Annotated in this window: 15 protein-coding genes; 5 read left to right on the top strand and 10 right to left on the bottom strand. The window is 60.0% G+C overall.

The genetic code is table 11. From position 1 onward, the window contains the following. Positions 1–2 precede the first annotated feature (2 nt). A complete protein-coding gene (gene ppx / locus GA0061103_RS10655) occupies positions 3–1,523 on the top strand; it encodes an exopolyphosphatase (RefSeq protein ID WP_092710673.1) in 1,521 nt (506 codons plus the stop codon). A gap of 48 nt (positions 1,524–1,571) precedes the next feature. On the opposite strand, the gene GA0061103_RS10660 is transcribed toward ppx, so the two are convergent. From GA0061103_RS10660 to GA0061103_RS10675, 4 genes are all read right to left on the bottom strand, one after another. Beyond that, positions 1,572–2,930 carry an esterase-like activity of phytase family protein gene (locus GA0061103_RS10660; protein ID WP_092711248.1) on the bottom strand — a complete coding sequence of 453 codons (1,359 nt, stop codon included), beginning with the start codon at positions 2,928–2,930 and terminating at the stop codon, positions 1,572–1,574. 163 nt (positions 2,931–3,093) lie between these two features. Then, positions 3,094–4,146 (bottom strand): adenylate/guanylate cyclase domain-containing protein, encoded by a 1,053-nt coding sequence (locus GA0061103_RS10665; protein ID WP_092710676.1) that lies wholly within the window; start codon positions 4,144–4,146, stop codon positions 3,094–3,096. A 191-nt stretch (positions 4,147–4,337) separates the two neighbouring features. Further along, positions 4,338–5,483, bottom strand: coding sequence for a ribonuclease D (gene rnd / locus GA0061103_RS10670; protein ID WP_092710679.1), 1,146 nt, complete (start codon positions 5,481–5,483; stop codon positions 4,338–4,340). Positions 5,484–5,654: 171 nt separating this feature from the next. After that, entirely contained in the window at positions 5,655–7,046 is a 1,392-nt protein-coding gene (locus tag GA0061103_RS10675; RefSeq protein WP_092710682.1) for a multicopper oxidase family protein, read from the bottom strand. Between the two features lie 183 nt (positions 7,047–7,229). Between GA0061103_RS10675 and GA0061103_RS10680 the strand changes: the two genes are divergently transcribed. Then, positions 7,230–7,586, top strand: coding sequence for an endonuclease domain-containing protein (locus GA0061103_RS10680; protein ID WP_092710685.1), 357 nt, complete (start codon positions 7,230–7,232; stop codon positions 7,584–7,586). A gap of 396 nt (positions 7,587–7,982) precedes the next feature. After that, positions 7,983–9,773 carry an aspartate--tRNA ligase gene (aspS, locus tag GA0061103_RS10685; RefSeq protein WP_092710688.1) on the top strand — a complete coding sequence of 597 codons (1,791 nt, stop codon included), beginning with the start codon at positions 7,983–7,985 and terminating at the stop codon, positions 9,771–9,773. 75 nt (positions 9,774–9,848) lie between these two features. Here aspS and GA0061103_RS10690 read toward each other — a convergent pair whose 3' ends face one another. After that, the gene (locus GA0061103_RS10690; protein ID WP_092710691.1) at positions 9,849–11,018 is read right to left on the bottom strand and encodes a serine hydrolase domain-containing protein; all 1,170 of its coding nucleotides are present in this window, start codon (positions 11,016–11,018) and stop codon (positions 9,849–9,851) included. A 66-nt stretch (positions 11,019–11,084) separates the two neighbouring features. Here GA0061103_RS10690 and GA0061103_RS10695 point away from each other — a divergent pair, with 66 nt between their 5' ends. Beyond that, a complete protein-coding gene (locus GA0061103_RS10695) occupies positions 11,085–11,741 on the top strand; it encodes a TetR/AcrR family transcriptional regulator (protein WP_208603506.1) in 657 nt (218 codons plus the stop codon). 66 nt (positions 11,742–11,807) lie between these two features. On the opposite strand, the gene GA0061103_RS10700 is transcribed toward GA0061103_RS10695, so the two are convergent. Then, complete coding sequence (locus GA0061103_RS10700) at positions 11,808–12,995, bottom strand: hypothetical protein (RefSeq protein ID WP_092710694.1); 1,188 nt, start codon at positions 12,993–12,995, stop codon at positions 11,808–11,810. A gap of 232 nt (positions 12,996–13,227) precedes the next feature. On the opposite strand from GA0061103_RS10700, the gene parC reads away from it, so the two are divergent. Beyond that, on the top strand, positions 13,228–15,486 hold the full coding sequence (gene parC, locus GA0061103_RS10705; RefSeq protein ID WP_092710697.1) for a DNA topoisomerase IV subunit A: 2,259 nt from the start codon (positions 13,228–13,230) through the stop codon (positions 15,484–15,486). Between the two features lie 105 nt (positions 15,487–15,591). Here the strand turns inward: parC and GA0061103_RS10710 are convergent, their stop codons facing one another. Genes GA0061103_RS10710 through GA0061103_RS10725 form a run of 4 tightly spaced genes read right to left on the bottom strand, consistent with a single transcriptional unit; the run spans position 15,592 to position 17,929 of the window. Then, on the bottom strand, positions 15,592–15,984 hold the full coding sequence (locus GA0061103_RS10710) for a type II toxin-antitoxin system death-on-curing family toxin (protein WP_092710700.1): 393 nt from the start codon (positions 15,982–15,984) through the stop codon (positions 15,592–15,594). After that, complete coding sequence (locus tag GA0061103_RS10715) at positions 15,981–16,202, bottom strand: AbrB/MazE/SpoVT family DNA-binding domain-containing protein (RefSeq protein WP_092710703.1); 222 nt, start codon at positions 16,200–16,202, stop codon at positions 15,981–15,983. The genes GA0061103_RS10710 and GA0061103_RS10715 overlap by 4 nt, the downstream gene beginning before the upstream one ends. 50 nt (positions 16,203–16,252) lie before the next feature. Then, positions 16,253–17,149 carry a DMT family transporter gene (locus GA0061103_RS10720; protein ID WP_092710706.1) on the bottom strand — a complete coding sequence of 299 codons (897 nt, stop codon included), beginning with the start codon at positions 17,147–17,149 and terminating at the stop codon, positions 16,253–16,255. Next, on the bottom strand, positions 17,150–17,929 hold the full coding sequence (locus tag GA0061103_RS10725) for an arginyltransferase (RefSeq protein ID WP_092710709.1): 780 nt from the start codon (positions 17,927–17,929) through the stop codon (positions 17,150–17,152). Positions 17,930–18,001 lie beyond the last annotated feature (72 nt).

An 18,001-nucleotide genomic window follows, 5' to 3' on the forward strand; every position in this document is an offset into this window, starting at 1 on the left:
GCATGGTTGAATCAGAAGCCCAGGGGCGTCTTCCGGGCATCGCCCCTGTCTCCGTTGTCGATATCGGGTCGAACTCGGTCCGTCTTGTCGTTTATGAAGGCCATTCGCGGTCGCCGACCATCCTCTTCAACGAAAAAGTGCTGTGCGGCCTCGGCAAAGGCATAGCGCTGACGGGGAAGATGGACGAGGAAAGCGTGGCGCGGGCGCTTGCCGCGCTGCATCGCTTCAAGGCGCTGTCGGATCAGGCGCGTGCCTCCACCATCTACGTCCTGGCAACGGCCGCCGCGCGCGAAGCCAGCAACGGTCCCCATTTCATCCATCAGGCCGAAGCCATCCTCCAGCGCAAGGTGCGCGTGCTGTCTGGCGAAGAGGAAGCGCGCTTTTCTGCGCTCGGCATTATCAGCGGCTTCTTCCATCCCGATGGCATCGCCGGTGACCTCGGCGGCGGCTCGCTGGAGCTGATCGACATCAAGGATCGCGAAATCGGCAAGGGCATTACGCTGCCGCTCGGCGGTCTGCGCCTCTCCGAATATGCTGGCGGCTCGATCGAAAAGGCACGCAGCTTCGCGCGCAAGCACGTCAAGACGGCCAAGCTCCTGAGCAAGGGCGAGAGCCGCACCTTCTATGCGGTTGGCGGTACATGGCGAAACATCGCCAAGCTGCACATGGAAATCCGCAAATACCCGCTCCACATGATGCAGGGCTATGAAGTGCCGCTCGACGATATGATCCGCTTCCTGGATCAGATCGTCGAATCGAAGGATTCGAAGGACCCGGCGCTGCAGGCGGTGTCCAAGCATCGTCGTTCGCTGCTGCCCTTCGGCGCGGTCGCGATGCGCGAAGTGCTGGCGGCGATGAAGCCGTCCGTCATCTCCTTCTCCGCCCAGGGCGTGCGCGAAGGCTACCTCTACTCTTTGTTGACCGAGGCCGAGCGCAACAGCGATCCGCTGCTCACCGCAGCCGGCGAGCTTGCCATCCTGCGTGCGCGTTCGCCGGAACATGCCCGCGAACTTGCGGAATGGACCGGGCGGATGATGCCGTTCTTCGGCATCACCGAGACCGACGAGGAAAGCCGCTATCGCCAGGCAGCTTGCTTGCTCGCCGACATCAGCTGGCGTGCCCATCCGGATTATCGCGGCCTGCAGGCGCTAAATATCATCGCCCACACCTCCTTCGTCGGCATCACCCATGCCGGTCGCGCCTTCATCGCACTTGCAAACTACTACCGTTTCGAGGGATTGAACGACGACGGAGCGACCGAGCCGCTGGCGACGATAGCCACACCGCTCTACATCGAACGGGCCAAGCTGCTCGGCGGCTTGCTGCGGGTGGTCTACCTGTTTTCGGCATCGATGCCCGGCATCGTGCGCAACCTGTCGTTCCGCCGTTCGACAAATCCGGATCTGGATCTCGAATTCGTCGTTCCTGCCGAGTATCACGACTTCGCCGGCGAGCGACTGGACGGGCGCTTGCAGCAGCTCGGCAAGCTCACCAACCGCCGGCTGGCCTTCTGCTTCGAATAGGCCTGATGTCTCTCCCCGCAGGGCAGGGAGAGATGGTTTCATTGCGACTTACTTCGCGTTCAGGAAATCGCCGACTTCAAGCAGGCTGAATTCATTGTCGTCAGCCTTGTCGACGGCGCGGCCTGCCGAGAAGGGCAGGTTGTTGTCGTTGCCAATGATGATGTGCGTGGCATCGACGCGGTCGACATTCTCGATGGTAACGAAGGGCATATCGTAGAAGCCTTCGCCGCCGCCCTGGCGACGCTTGTGATCCGGATCTTCGATGCGCAGCAGGTCGATATAGCCGATCTTGCGGACGGACTTGCCGACATTGGCGTCGCTGAACTCGATCTTGTAGACGCGCTTCAGCTCGGCCGGAGCCTCGAAGCAATCCGGCTTCGGCTGCTTGGGATCGGCGCAAGCCTTGTCCTTGGTGCCGGCGCCGTTATCGCGCTCGATGACCAGGGCCGTCGTTGCATCGAGCATGTTGAAATCGCCGATCGAGACGCCCTTGTCGGCGAAGGGATAGAGCCAGCTGCGGCCGGTCCAGCTCTTCGAGGCGACGTCGAATTCGATGACACGGATGGCCGTCTTGCCGTCGACGCTCTCCATCTGGCCGTCATCCTTGTAGATCGGGCCTTCCAGCAAACCATAGAGTTTGGAGCCGTCCTTCGACAGGGCAAGACCTTCGAAGCCGCCGGAGCGCTTCAGGTTGAAGGCCGGCATCTTCTGCGTCGGGTTGCCTGGCAGCTGGATCAGCGGATTGTCGGGAGACATGACCGGCTTGCCGTCGAGTGTCGTCGCGAAGACGTCGGTCAGCTGGCCATTCGTGTCGAATTTCAGCAGGTAGGGGCCGAACTCGTCGCCGATCCAGAAGCCGTCGGCAACCGGTTGAACCGATTCGATGTCGAAATCGGCGCCTGTCAGATAGCGCTTGTCGGCGCCTTCCATGACGATCGGGAAGGGGGCCTTCTTGTTCGGGTCGGACAGGAACAGGTTCTTGACGACTTCGACCTTGCCGTCGTCCCAGTCGAACTTCAGCTGGTGCAGGAAAAGCATGGCGTCGGAAGAATTCTGCTTGGACCCGAAGCCGTTGTCGGAGAGCGTCCAGAACGTACCGTCGGGCATGGTCTTGATGCCGGAGAAGCCCTGGATCGGCTGGCCGGCGAAAGGCAGCTTCAAGTCAGTAACGCGGGCGCCGTCCTTGCCCGGCACGGTGCCGAGAGCATCGGTGCGCTTGCGATCCGGAGTGGTGAACTTGCCTGACGTTTTCAGGAAGTCGGCCGCATCGGCAGGGGCGGCTGCGATGGTGTTGGCCGGCAGGATAGCCTGGCCGACAAGCTTTGCCTTGAACTGCTGGTCGTCTGCCTGCGCGGAGGCCGCGAGCAAAAGGAAGAGTGCGGTGGAGGCGGAAAGGATTCGGGTCATCATGTCACCTTGTGGCGGAGAGTGGCAAAAACAACTCCGCTTAACAGGCGACCCATGTCTGCGTATTAACGCTTAGGTGAAGATTTGGTGACTGTGGACAACCCATAGGATGTGAAGCTCAGGCGTGTGGCAGTGTCGAACCGCATCCGAAGATTTGTATTGCTTACGATCTACCGCGAACGGTCTTCAGCGCCTGCCGGTCCTGTGTGTGAAGGGCGATGACGCCGAGGTGCTGGTCGCGGCCGCGAACGGCATGTTCGCCGAGTTCTTCCTTGATGATCGCTTCGGGAAGGTCGAGCAGCCTGGCGAGATCGCTCGAAATCAGCACCTGGCGCTCGAGTGTCTTGCACAGGGATTCGAGCCTTGCTGTCGTGTTCACCGTGTCGCCGAAATAGGCGATCTTGTGATGGTCGACACCGATTTCGGCGGTCACGATGCTGCCGCCATGCAGAGCTGCCCTGAGACGTGGCACCCTGCCGTAGGATTTCAGCCACGTCTCGGCATTCTTTTCGATATCGTCGAGGATATTGAAGACGCAGCGCACGCAATTGGCATTCTTGATGCCCCGCTGGAGCGGCCAGGTGATGATGGCGGCATCGCCGATATAGTCGTCGATCGCGCCCTTGTGCCGCCGAACGGGCTCGGCGATGGCACCGAAAACCGCACCAAGGAATGCCTGCGTTTTCAGGTCGCCATGTTCCTCGGCAAAGGCGGTGGAGCCTACGAGATCGACGAACAGAAAGACGCGTTCCTCCTGCACCGGATTGCGGTAGCGGCCGGTCAGCAGGCTGGAGAAGACGTCGCGTCCGAGCAGCTCTCGCACGCGGCCGATGAAAATGACGATGGCCGTCACCACGACGGCATAGAGATAGACGTCTATCTTCAGCAGCGTCAGGTCTTTCCAGGAGCCGTCGACCAGCCCCAGCAGCTTCATGAGGCTGCCCGCCATGGCATAGCCGGCGCTCATCAGCAGGAAATCGACGATGAGTGCCGAAAGGATGAAGGCCGGCGTCGGCAGGCGATGCATCCAGTCGTTCAGTCGCGGCAGGATCATGCGGCGTTCGAAGACCAGCAGCGGCATCCCGCAGAACAAAGCGAAGATTGCGCCTATATACATCGGAGCCTGCGGAAAGAACAGCTTGCCGTAAATGACGCCTGTCGAAGCGACGAACAGCGACGTCAGAATCCAGTTACGCGTCGAATGGAAAATGCCCATTCATTTTTCCGCCGAGAAGCGACGCCTGTCATCGGCGCGGGATTGCGCCGGCAAACTGGAACGTCATCGAATAGAACGATTACATCAGACGTTCATTCCACGAGATTTGCGGCGCAATCGTGATGGTGGCCGGCATCTCTACCCGCGAATCATACGCAATCGCTGCGCGTCGGGAAAGAAGAATGTCTCGGCTAGAGAGCGACGGTCTCGATCCGCTTGCCGACGAAGCGCAGGGCCACCTGACCCTGGATCAACTGCAAGGCCGTTTCACCGAACAGATCCCGTCGCCAGCCGGTCAAAGCCGCGACATCGGCCTTCTCGCCCTCGGCGGCGATCTTGTCGAGATCGTCGCTGTTGGCGATGACCTTCGGGGCGACGCCATGCTTTTCGGCAATCAGCTTCAGAAGGACCTTCAGCAATTCGGAAGCCGCTGCCGTGCCCTCGGGAGCCTGCTGGTGGCGCGGCGGATGCGGCATTTCGGCCTTTGGCAGCGCAAGCGCCGCGTTGATTGCTTCGAGCACTGTCGTACCGGCGGCAGAGCGCTCCCAACCCTTTGGAATGGTGCGCAGCCGCGCAAGCGCCTCGGTATCCTTCGGTTGCTGCTGGGCGATCTCATAGATTGCGTCGTCCTTCAGCACGCGGGCGCGTGGGACGTTGCGGGCACGCGCCTCGCGTTCGCGCCAGGCAGCCACATATTTGAGAACGGCGAGTTCCTGCGGCTTGCGCAGCCGCATCTTCAGCCGCTGCCAGGCATCGTCGGGGTGCAGGTCATAGGTCTCGCGAGCCTCGAGGATCGCCATCTCCTCCTGCAGCCAGGAGGCGCGGCCCTCGCGCTGCAATTGCTCCTTGAGCGAGAGATAGACGTCGCGCAGATGCGTCACGTCGGCAAGGGCATAGTCGAGCTGCTTTTCCGAGAGCGGCCGGCGGCTCCAGTCGGTAAAGCGCGAGGACTTGTCGATATGGACGTTCTTGATGCGGCTGACGAGCTGATCGTAGGAAACCGAATCGCCGAAGCCGCAGACCATCGCCGCAACTTGCGTGTCGAAGATCGGATGCGGAATGAGGTTGCCGCGATGGAAGATGATTTCGATATCCTGACGGGCAGCATGAAACACCTTCAGGACCGATGGATTGGCCATCAGTTCGAAGAAGGGTGCCAGATCCAGCCCCTTGGCCAGCGGGTCCACCAGCACTTCGGTGGTGGGGCTTGCCATCTGTATCAAACACAGTTCCGGCCAGAAGGTCGTTTCTCGCAGGAATTCCGTATCGATGGTAATGAATTCCGACTTGGCCAGCTCTTGGCAGGCCGCCTCCAATTGGGCGGTAGTTTCGATCATATCAACACATTCAATGGTAAAATACTTCTTTAACTTCCTTCTCCTTTCAGCCGGATATGTCAATACTTTCGCGGACAAAGCCTTTGCCGCATTTCGCTTTTCGCTGAAATTGCCAGGAACTGTGACGGCTTCGAGCGAAACCACTTGCAATCGAAGCTGCTCTCGGCCCTCTCACGCCACGCGGACATAACTCGTCATGCCCGTCTTCTGATGCTCGATGATATGGCAATGCAGCAGCCAGTCGCCGGGATTGTCCGCGACGAAGGCAAGCTGCACCTTCTCATCCGGCTGGATCAGATAGGTATCGGACACGAAGGGCTGCACCGGTCGCGTCGAAGAGGAGAGAACAGTAAAGCTCATTCCGTGCAGGTGGATGGGATGGCTGTGCGGCGTCACGTTTTCCATGTTGATCACATAGCTCTTACCGAGCTTGAGTTCGGCAAGCGGCGCGGTCGGGTCCGGCGTATCGCCCGGCCACGGCACCTTGTTGATGGCCCAGAAGCTGTAGCCGAGCGAGCCGCAGATGGTGTTGTCAGCGGTATTTTCCGCTGTCGAACTCAGGATTAGGGGAAGATGCGTGGCGGAACCGAGATCGGCCTTCTGCACCGGATTGCCCTCGAGTGGCGCCAGGTCGCGGACATCGCGCTTGAGCGAGCTGCCCACAGATCTCAAGGTCGCCAGCACTTTCGGATCGGTGCCCTTGATATCCTCGAGCTTGACCACCGCGCCTTCGCTGTCGGGCATCCGCACGGCAAGCTCCAGTCGCTGCCCTGGCCCAAGCTGCAGGAGATCGAGCGGAAAGCGCTGCGGTACGGGATTGCCGTCGATCGCGATCACAGTCGCGTCGGCCCCCTCCATGCGGAAGGAGTAGATGCGCGTGACATCGGTGATGGCGATGCGCAGGCGCACGAGGCCACCGGAGGGAGCGTCATATTGCGGCTGCTGCTGCCAGTTGGCGGTTCGGACCGTACCGTAGGTGCCGGATTTCGCCGCATCGCGCGGGCGGAACTGGGCAATGAACTGGCCGTCGCTGCCGAGCCGCCAATCGCGCAGATTGAGTACCACTTCCGAATCGAAGGTCGGATCCTTGGGGTTTTCGACCACGATGACGCCGGTCATGCCGTGGCCCATCTGCTCCAGCGTGTTGCAATGCGGGTGATACCAGAAGGTGCCGGCATCGGGCGGCGTGAAGGCGTAGTCGAAATGATCGCCGGTATAGACATAGGGCTGGGTGAGGAAGGGCACGCCGTCCATACTGTTGGGCAGACGAATGCCGTGCCAGTGGATGGTCGTCGGGTCGTCTATGCCGTTGACCAGTCGCGCGGCAAAAGCTTCGCCCTTCTTCATCCGCACGACGGGCGGCATGCCGGCGTCCCCATAGGTCAGCACGCTCTTGGTCGCGCCGCCGTCAGCGAGATTGGCCTCGATCTTGGCCGTCTTCAGCGTGAGTGGCTCGGCCGCCGCCGCGTTGCCCGCAAACTTTCCAGCGATACCGAGGCCGACGCCATAGGCGCCAGCTACGGCTGAAGCTTTGAGCAGATTGCGGCGGGTAAGGATCGGCATGTCATGCTCCGGGGCGAAGATATATGGATGTCTGTTTAAAGTTGACCGCGATGTTCAGCAATAGCATTGAGGTAGCCAAACTGCCGCAGCGGCTACTTGCGGGTGCTGATATGTCTATTGTCATGCTGGATCTCGATAGAGCCGTATGCTTTCTTGAGCGCAATCGCCGAAACAGGAAAGTCCATGCGTCGCGACGTGCGGGATCGATTGCGCCAATTCGCCAGGGCAATGCGCAGTGATGCCACCAAGGCTGAAAACATGCTTTGGCAAGCTTTGCGTCGAAGTCAGCTTGAGGGGTTCAAATTCAAGCGACAGGTTCCGATTGATGGCTATATTCTTGACTTTGTATGTTTCGAAGCGCGGTTGATCGTTGAAGTCGATGGCGCGCAGCATGCTGAGAGCGTGAAAGACTCGAGGAGAGATGTCTACTTTTCATGTCAAGGTTTTCGCACGTTGCGGGTCTGGAACCATGAGATCGTCACGAATCTCGATGGAATTTGCCTAACAATCCTCGCAGAGCCGAAAAACACTGGAGAATGAGATGGAGGACGAGGCAAGCGCGGACTTATCTCGCCCCTGGCGGGCGAGAAAGCAATTTCACTGGTTTAGGAATTGCGAAACAGGAGGTAGAACGCGTTCCGAAGCTTGGCGCAATTTCTAAGCCATTGAAATTGCAAGAGCGGGGGTCTTTTTCTTGCTCGTAGAATTAAGAGATTGGGTGCGCTCTGCCTTCCCCCTCTCTTGCAATTTCTAACACTTAGCCTTGCGGCTAAATGTAAGAAATTGCTTTCTCGCCCGCCGGGGGCGAGATCAGCCAACCGTTCGAGCCTTGACAAATCGGGCGCACCATGCGCTTTTCCGCCCGATTTTCTCGTCGGCGGGCGAGGGGTTTGCATGTCCTTGCGCCACCGCCCGCCAAGTCCAGGATATATAATTATGCATCGCTATCGCAGCCACACATGCGCCGCCCTGCGCAAGTCCGACGTCGGTTCGACCGTTCGCATCTCCGGCTGGGTTCATCGCGTCCGAGATCATGGCGGCGTGCTGTTCATCGACCTGCGCGATCACTATGGCATCACCCAGGTCGTTGCCGACCCCGATTCTCCGGCCTTCAAGCTGGCTGAAACCGTTCGCGGCGAATGGGTCATCCGCATCGATGGCCTGGTAAAGGCGCGCACGGAAGACACCGTCAACAAGAACATGCCGACCGGCGAGATCGAGCTTTACGCTCAGGAGATCGAAGTGCTCTCCGCCGCCAAGGAACTGCCGCTGCCTGTCTTCGGCGAGCCGGATTATCCGGAAGACGTTCGCCTGAAGTATCGCTTCCTCGATCTTCGCCGCGAAACGCTGCACCGGAACATCGTCAAGCGCACGCAGGTCATCTCCTCCATGCGTCGTCACATGGGCGAAGTCGGCTTCACCGAATACACGACGCCGATCCTGACGGCCTCGTCGCCGGAAGGCGCTCGCGACTTCCTCGTGCCGAGCCGTATTCACCCCGGCACCTTCTACGCGCTGCCGCAGGCGCCGCAGCAGTACAAGCAGCTGCTGATGGTTGCCGGCTTCGACCGCTATTTCCAGATCGCGCCGTGCTTCCGCGATGAAGATCCGCGTGCCGACCGTCTGCCCGGCGAATTTTACCAGCTCGACCTCGAAATGAGCTTCGTGACGCAGGAAGACGTCTGGAACACCATGGGCCCGCTGATGACCCAGGTGTTCGAAGAGTTTGCCGACGGCAAGCCGGTCACCAAGGAATGGCCGCGCATCCCCTATGACGTTGCCATCCGCAAATATGGCTCGGACAAGCCGGATCTGCGCAACCCGATCGTCATGGAAGCCGTTACCGAGCATTTTGCCAGCTCCGGCTTCAAGGTCTTCGCCAACATGATCGCCTCCAACCCGAAGGTCGAAGTCTGGGCCATCCCGGCCAAGACCGGCGGCTCGCGCGCATTCTGCGACCGCATGAATGCCTGGGCGCAGAGCCAGGGCCAGCCGGGCCTCGGCTACATCTTTTGGCGCAAGGAAGGCGAAAAGCTCGAGGGCGCCGGCCCACTCGCCAAGAACATCGGCGAAGAGCGCACGGATGCGATCCGCACCCAGCTCGGCCTCGATGACGGCGACGCCTGCTTCTTCGTCGCCGGCGATCCCTCCAAGTTCTACAAGTTTGCCGGTGAAGCCCGCACCAGGGCCGGCGAAGAGCTGAACCTGGTCGATCGCGACCGTTTCGAGCTATGCTGGATCGTCGACTTCCCGTTCTTCGAATGGAGCGAGGAAGAAAAGAAGATTGATTTCGCTCACAACCCGTTCTCGATGCCGCAGGGTGGCCTTGAGGCGCTGCAGAACCAGGATCCCCTCACGATCAAGGCCTTCCAGTACGACGCCGTCTGCAACGGCTTCGAAATCGCTTCAGGCTCGATCCGTAACCAGTCGCCGGAAACCATGGTCGCCGCCTTCGAAAAGGTCGGTCTCAGCCAGACCGACGTCGAAGAGCGCTTCGGCGGTCTCTATCGTGCCTTCCAGTATGGTGCGCCGCCGCATGGTGGCGCCGCCTTCGGTATCGACCGCATCGTCATGCTCCTTGTCGGCGCCAAGAACCTGCGCGAGATCTCGCTGTTCCCGATGAACCAGCAGGCACAGGATCTGCTGATGGGCGCTCCTTCGGCCGCAACGCCGACGCAGCTGCGCGAACTGGCCATCCGCCCGGTGCCGCCAGTCAAGAAGGACTGAGGCTTTTACAAGCCTGCTGAAATGAAAAACCCGGCGACCGAAATCGCCGGGTTTTTGTTTGCTTGCCGATATCAGCTAGATCGCGGCATAGACCGCTTTGGCCACATCGGTGGTAAACTGCCCCCACATGCCTTCGAGCGTCGTGTTGGTCAGTGCGACGACCGTCAGCTTCTTCTCGGGATCGACGAACCAGCTGTGGCCGTAGACGCCACCCCATTTGATCGTGCCAGCCGAGAAGGGCACTTGAGCAACAACGGGATCCGCAACGACAGACCAGCCGTAGCCGAAGCCAAAACCGGCTTGCTGAGCCTCCATATGGCCGCCTGCCTGATCGGCCATCATGGTCTTCACTGTCTCTGCCGACAGCAGTGGTGCTCCACCCTTTCTGATCGTTTCCAGAATGGCAAGGATGTCGCTTGCCGTTCCGGCCATACCGGCGCCGCCGGAGTGATAGGAAGCAGGATCGAATATCCTGTCGGGTGCGAAGCGGATCACGCCATCGAAGATCGGGACGAGAGCCTCATCCCCCATCCGTTGTGGCTCGGGAGTACCGTTCACATAGGCGGCTGCCAGGCGGCTGCTATCGCGCACGGAGAAAGCGGTGTCGGAGAGGCCGAGCGGTTTCATGACGAGGTCGGCAACAGCGCTCCCGAGATCGCCGCCGGTCTCCTTTTCGATGATGGCGCCGATCACGTCCATCGCCAGCGAATAGTGCCAACCCTCACCGGGTGCAAAGGCAAGGGGAGCGCTGGCGATGCGCTTGAGGTTATCGGCAATCGACCGGCCGGGCGTATCGAGGCCGTCGGACACACCGGCGCGATGATAGGGGCCATCGGGCTCTTCTGCGAAGGTGTAGATCAGCCCCGCAGTGTGCGAGAGCAGATGGTGGATACGGATCACGGCCTCTCCACCATCGGGCAGCCGCGGCCGGAAATCCGGCAGCCATTTGGTGATCGGGTCGTCGAGGCCGATGCGGCCCTGCTCGACAAGCCGCATGGCGGCAATCGTGACGATCGGCTTGGTGACCGAGGCAAGGCGGAAGATGGCATCTTCGCGCATCGCTATTTTGTTTTCTCGATCCGCCAGACCGGCAGCGCGGGTGTAGGCCAGTTCTCCGTCGCGAGCGATCAGAACGACGGTCCCGACCAGCCTCTTGTCCACGAGGGCGGAATTGATCGCGGCATCGACGCCTTCAGCAAGGCTGTCGTCGCCGGAACGAGCGGAATTTTCCAGGGGAAGACTCATGGCGCAAAACCTTCTATAATCACAATGACCATTCCTGAATAACTCAAGTCGGGAAATAATTCTAGAGTGACCATTGTGAAAAATAAGGAAGAGATGGAAAATTCTTCACCGCGCAAGCGTGGGCGCCCGCCGGCTTTCGATCGCGAGACGGTTCTTGCCTCGGCAAGGGACACCTTCTGGAAGCATGGCTATGACGGCTCCTCCATCGCCGATCTGACGGCCGCGATGGGCATCACGCCACAGAGCCTCTATGCCGCCTTCGGCTCGAAAGCGGAGCTTTATCGAGAGACGCTCGATCAATATAGGCGCATGCCGCGGCCGGAGCCCGGTAATCCCTTTCAGGACAAGCTGGATACGGTAACCGCCTTCGAACGCTTTCTGACGAATTCCGCCAGGATTTTCACGGCCCCGGAGCATCCGAAAGGCTGCATGATATCGACGGCGGTGCTGAACTGTGCGGAGGAAAACGAGCCGATCGCCCATCACGTTGCGTCCATGCGTCTGCAAACGCTTGACATCTTCACCGCCCGCATCGAGCGCGGTATCGCGGAGGGCGACATGCGGCCGGATGCGGACGCTCGCTCGCTCGCCCGCTTTCTGGGCGCAATAGTGCAGGGCATGTCCGTTCAGGCCCGCGACGGTGCGACGACGGAAGAATTGCTTGCCCTCCTGTCTCATGCGCTCAGCGAACTGAAAACGTATCAGCTGCAGCGGGAGGCTTGAGCCAAGGCAAAGAAAAACCCGGCTACCGAGATCGCCGGGTTTCGGAATGGCTTCGGGAACGACCGATTAGTCGTTCGAGGAGACCTTGAGGCCGATGACCTGCGGGATCGTCGTCGGCGCGCCCATGGCGGCACCGATGATCATCGGCACCGGCACCGGCTTGCCGGGGGCAGCGGTGACCGTCAGGCTTTTCGGATTGTCGAGATAGGCGCTGACCGCTGCGGAGACGGCATTCTGCAGTTCCGGAACGTTGAGCTGCGCCATCATGATCGGCGTCATTGCCTTCAGCGTATCGGCCAGCTGCTTGCCGCTGACGCCCTGCTGCTTGCCAGCGAAATCGAGTGCGCGCGTGGTGATCGACGCATCGTCGAAACGGATCTGGGCACTGTTGAAGGTGAGCTGCTGCAGCAGGCCGAGCATGGCGAGGCCGGCCGACTGCTGTGCTTCCTGCTGGTTCGGGTTGGAGCGAACCGTCTTAAGCGCTTCCTGCATCGACTTGGCAAAGGCCGGCGTGTAGCCGGAAATGCTGAAGGCGAGGTTCAGCTTGCCGATGTCCCTGAAGTCAAAGGAGTATTCGCTGATGTCGATCGTGCCGGGGCCGATTTCCCAGCTGCCCTTCATGGAGACAGTGCCGTCGATCTGCTGCAGCTTCAGCGCGTCGATCGCCTCCTTGGTCTTCGCATCGTCGACCTTGCTGAGATCGGCCTTGATGCCGTTGATCTTGGCGTCGAAGTCGAGACCCGACTTGTCGTCGCGCTTCTTCATGTTGGCGTCGGCACCCTCGATCGAGAACACCTCGGTATCGTCCTTGGTCACGGACACGGCGCCGGCATGGGCGCTCTTGTAGTAGAGCAGCGAGCTCAGGTCGCCCTTGCTCGTGTCGGCCGGAATCTCGACGCCGCTCAGCTTGAGGTCGGTGGCGGAAACGGAGGCGCCGTCCTTGCTGAAATCGACATCCGCGAAATCGATTTCCTCGATCGTGTAGCCACCATTGTTTTCCTCGACGCCATCAAGGGTGATGTCGCCGAGCGGAATGCTGTCCTCCATGCTGGCCGCCTTGAAGCTCGCGCCCTTCAGCGTCACCGTGCTTCCGTCGACGTCGATGCCTGTGGCAGCAATCGAACCGCCCTGCTGGCCGTAGACGTCGTTGATCTTCTTCAGCAGATCATTGCCGTCGAGCGCAAAGGCGGAGCTGGCGAAAGACAGGATAGCGGCACTGCACAGCATCAGCCGCGTGGTCCGATAGAAAGTCATGATGGCGTTCCTCGTTGAGCCGGTGGTATATAGGCGGGGGCGTACAGATTGAGCGTGTACTGCGCTGACTTATATTGATCTTTCTCTGAAAATCCAATGACAATGAATGTAGAGTGCAAGTGCAGCAAAAATGTATCGATAGCCACCCCGCAATATGCCTGAAACGCCTTCATCCACAGGTGCTTTCCGCTGATTTCTTGCCGTGAATCGCCATCTCTTATAGTCAAGGGCCATGGGAAAAAATCTGACACCGCCGCCCAGTGACGGCGACGACAATATCCTTCCGGTCGATCTGAAGGCGGCGCTCGAAGAGCGCTACCTGGCCTATGCCTTGTCGACGATTACGCAACGCGCGCTTCCGGACGTCCGTGACGGGCTGAAGCCGGTGCATCGCCGTATCGTGTATGCGATGAGCGAGATGGGGCTGCGCCCCAATGCCGCCTTCCGCAAATGCGCCAAGATCGTCGGCGAAGTGATGGGTAACTATCACCCGCACGGCGACCAATCGATCTACGATGCGCTGGCGCGCCTGGCGCAGGATTTCTCGCAGCGCTATACGCTGGTCAACGGCCAGGGCAATTTCGGCAATATCGACGGCGATAGCCCTGCCGCGATGCGCTACACCGAATCCAAGATGACGGCGGTTTCCGAACTGCTGCTCGAAGGCATCGACCAGGATGCGGTGGATTTCCGCGACACCTATGACGAGTCGAATTCCGAGCCGATCGTTCTGCCTGGGGCTTTTCCCAATCTGCTCGCCAACGGCTCTTCGGGTATCGCCGTCGGCATGGCGACCTCCATTCCGCCACACAATGCTCACGAGCTTTGCGATGCCGCCCTGCATCTGATCAAGGATCGCGACGCGACGGTCGAGAAGCTGGTTGAACTGTATATTCCAGGTCCCGACTTTCCGACCGGCGGCATCATTATCGATGATCGGCAGAGCATCATAGAAAGTTACAAGACCGGCCGTGGCGGCTTCCGCGTCCGGTCCAAATGGGAGATCGAGGACCTCGGTCGCGGCGGCTATCAGATCGTCGTCACGGAAATTCCGTTCCAGGTGCAGAAGTCGCGGCTGATCGAAAAGATTGCCGAGCTGCTGCTGGCGCGCAAGCTGCCGTTGCTTGAGGACATCCGTGACGAATCCGCCGAGGATATCCGCGTCGTTCTCGTGCCGAAAAGCCGCACAGTCGACGCGACGATCCTGATGGAATCGATGTTCAAGCTGACGGAGCTGGAAAGCCGTTTCCCGCTCAACATGAATGTCCTCTCCATGGGCCGCATCCCCAGGGTCATGGCCCTGAACGAGGTGCTGAAGGAGTGGCTGGATCACCGCCGCGAAGTCTTGCTGCGCCGTTCGCGCTTCCGCTTGGCGGCCATCGAAAAGCGCCTCGAAATTCTCGGCGGCTTGCTGGTTGCCTATCTCAACATCGATGAGGTCATCGCCATCATCCGCGAGGAGGACGAGCCGAAGCCCGTGATGATGGAGCGGTTCGGCCTCACGGATAATCAGGTCGAGGCGATCCTCAATATGCGGCTGCGCTCCTTGCGCAAGCTTGAAGAGTTCGAAATCCGCAAGGAGTTCGACGGCCTGACCAAGGAGAAAGCCGACATCGAGGCACTGCTCGCTTCGGACGAGAAGCAGTGGCAGACGGTTGCCTGGGAAATCGGCGAGGTGAAGAAGAAATTCGCCAAGGCCACGGAAATCGGCCGCCGCCGTACCCAGTTTGCCGAAGCGCCCGAAGCCGATGATGCAGCCATCCAGCAGGCGATGATCGAGAAGGAACCGATCACGGTCGTCGTCTCGGAAAAGGGCTGGATCCGCGCCCTCAAGGGCCACATTTCCGATACGTCTTCGCTGACCTTCAAGGAGGGTGACGGTCTCAAGGTCGCGTTCCCGGCGCAGACGACGGACAAGATCCTCATCATCACTACCGGCGGCAAGGCCTATACGCTCGGCGGCGACAAGCTGCCCGGCGGCCGCGGCCATGGCGAGCCGCTACGCATCATGATCGACATGGAAAACGATCAGGACGTGCTGACCGCCTTCGTCCACGATCCCCAGCGCAAGCAGATGATCGCATCGACGGCAGGCAATGGCTTCATTGTCGCCGAGGCGGAACTGGTCGCCAATACTCGCAAGGGCAAGCAGATCATGAACGTCTCCTATCCCGATGAGACGAAGCTATTGGTTCCGATTTCCGGCGATCACGTCGCAGTGGTTGGCGAGAACCGCAAGATGGTCATCTTCCCGTTGGCGCAAGTGCCGGAAATGTCGCGCGGCAAGGGCGTTCGCCTGCAGCGCTACAAGGATGGCGGCATCGCCGATATCAGGTGTTTCCTGATCGCCGAGGGCCTGACCTGGGAAGACAGCGCCGGCCGCACCTTCACCAAGACGAAGGACGAGTTGGTGGAATGGCTGGGCGACCGCGCCGGTGCCGGTCGAGCCGTGCCGAAGGGCTTCCCCAGAAGCGGCCGGTTTTCGGGGTGAGGAGCGGTCGGGCAAAGCCCGAGCAATCGACCCAGCGGGTCGATTGCAGCGATGAACGCCCTGAGCCTTACCGAAAACGCTGAGGGTGACGGATACGGCAGTCCGTCACCCGGCTAGCGGAACACAGAAGTCTTTGAAGAAGTGCGTGGCGCCGATTTCATCGATTTCTCCAGCCGCCACACCCAATACGAGCGCAACGATCATCCCATCATCTGCCTCGATCAAATAGCCATTGATGTAGAGAAATGTGAAAGCCGCCAGATATCCGGTTCTTTTGTTGCCGTCGGAAAAAGGATGGTTCCGCACCAGGCCATAAAGATAGCCGGCGGCCAGAGCGAATACGTCATTTTCGCCATATACGGCCTTGTTGAGCGGACGGGCCAATGCCGCTTCCAAAGCATTTTCATCCTTTAAACCCGGCAAGCCACCATGCTCGGTGAGTTGTTCCTCGTGCATGATCTCGATGGCTTCGCGGGAGAGCCATTTGTATTCGGTCACTTTGCGAGTTCACGCAGAGCAGCGCGATATTTCTGCATGCCAAGCCGCGCAGCCCGCAGTTGCTCGGCAAGATCGGCGCGCTCCGGAACCAACTCGATGTTGCCGTTGACTTCGCGTATTTCCAACGCATCGCCGTTCTTCAGGCCGAGCCTATGAAGGATTTCCTTCGGAATAATCACGCCTTCGGAATTGCCGATCTTGCGGATAGTGACGTTCATGGCTCAGCTCCAATGTAATAACAAAGTTATAACAGTGGATGGCCGTTGTTTCAATGCGCAAGACCCTGCGCTGCCAACGCCGCTCTTGCCTTGACCCGCGCCTGCCAGAGCGAGTGCGCGGCAAGCGCCAGGATCAATATCGCGCCGCCCGCAAGCGTCATGTTGGTCGGTGCCTCCGAAAAGATCATCCAGACCCAGATCGGCGCGAGGATTGTTTCGAGCAGATAAAACATCGCCACTTCCGGCGCCGAGAGAAAGCGCGTGCCCGTTGCAAGACACCAGAAGGAAAGCGGCATCAGCACGGCGCCGTCGAACAGGATCCAGCCGGGATGGTCGATGGAAAAGCCCGACGGCACCATGTGATAGAGCCCGACGGCCGCCGGAATGACGGCTGCGAGCAGGGAGGCAAAACCCATATCCCGGCCCGAGGCACGGCTGATCGTGATGGCGCAGGCGATGGAGAACGACGCGAGCACGGAAAGCGCATCGCCAAGCAGATGGCCGCCCTCCATGCCATCTCCGACAATCAGGCCGACGCCGATGATCATAACGGCCATGGTGACGAAGGTCGAAAGGGCAGGGCGTTCCTTGAGGAAGACCCACGAGAGCAGGGCGGTGAACATCGGGTTCAACGCAATGATGAAAACCACGTTCGCCGCCTTCGTATAATAGACGGCAAGCAGAAAGGTGATGGTCGTCAGCCCGTAGAAGAAACCGACGGGAAGCCCCAGCCAGCCCGGCAATACGCCGTGCAGCGAACCCGTGACACGGCGGATGACGAAAAGGGCGGCGAGCGCCACGACAATGGTCGCAAGGCTGCGTGCCGACAGCACCGACCAGACTTCGCCGCTGGAGAGCCGGATCAAGGGGATATCCATCGACAGGGCCAAGCCGCCGAGCGTCGTCAGCAGCAGGCCCTTCTTGTGATCCGAAAGCTGGGAGAACATTCAGCGGACGGTTTCTTTGTCGCCGTCGGCGGTAGGATCGAAGCGTTCCCAGCCACGTGGGGTGAGATGCTCCTGAGGCTGGAAACGCGTCTTATAGTCCATCTTGCGCGAGCCCTTGACCCAATAGCCGAGATAGACATGCGGCAGCCCAAGGGCCTTCGTCCGCTTGATATGATCAAGGATCATGAAGGTGCCGAGGGATCGCTCGTCGAGATCGGGATTGAAATAGGAATAGACCATGGACAGCCCGTCGCTCATGACGTCGGTCAAGGCGGCCGCCAATAGCTCGCCTTTCGGACGCTGTTCCAGGCCTGATCCTTCCTCGCGGCGGCGGTACTCGATGATTCGCGTGTTCACATGCGTATCCTCGACCATGATCGCATAGTCGAGCACGGTCATGTCGGACATGCCGCCTTGCTGGTGGCGATAGTCGAGATAGCGACGGAAGAGCGAATATTGTTCGCTGGAGGGCTGCGCCGGAAATTCGGTGGCGATGATATCGCTGTTGGCGGTCAGCACCCGTTTCATCGATCGGGTAGGCTCGAACTCCTGGGCGAGGATGCGCACCGATATGCAGGCCCTGCAGGATTCGCAGGCGGGACGATAGGCGATGTTCTGCGAGCGCCTGAAGCCACCCTGGGTCAGAATATCGTTCATCTCCGCGGCACGCGGACCAACAAGGTGCGTGAAGACCTTGCGTTCCATCTCGTGCGGCAAGTACGGGCAGGAAGCCGGTGCCGTCAGATAAAACTGCGGAGATGGCGTCGACTGCGTGTTCATCTGCCGTTGATTGACCTTTCTCTCGGCACCCGTTTTCTACAAGCATGGCCCAAGTTTAGAAAACGTCAACTA

The sequence above is a fragment of the Martinezella multihospitum genome, from assembly GCF_900094585.1.
GTDB classification, from domain to species: domain Bacteria; phylum Pseudomonadota; class Alphaproteobacteria; order Rhizobiales; family Rhizobiaceae; genus Rhizobium; species Rhizobium multihospitium.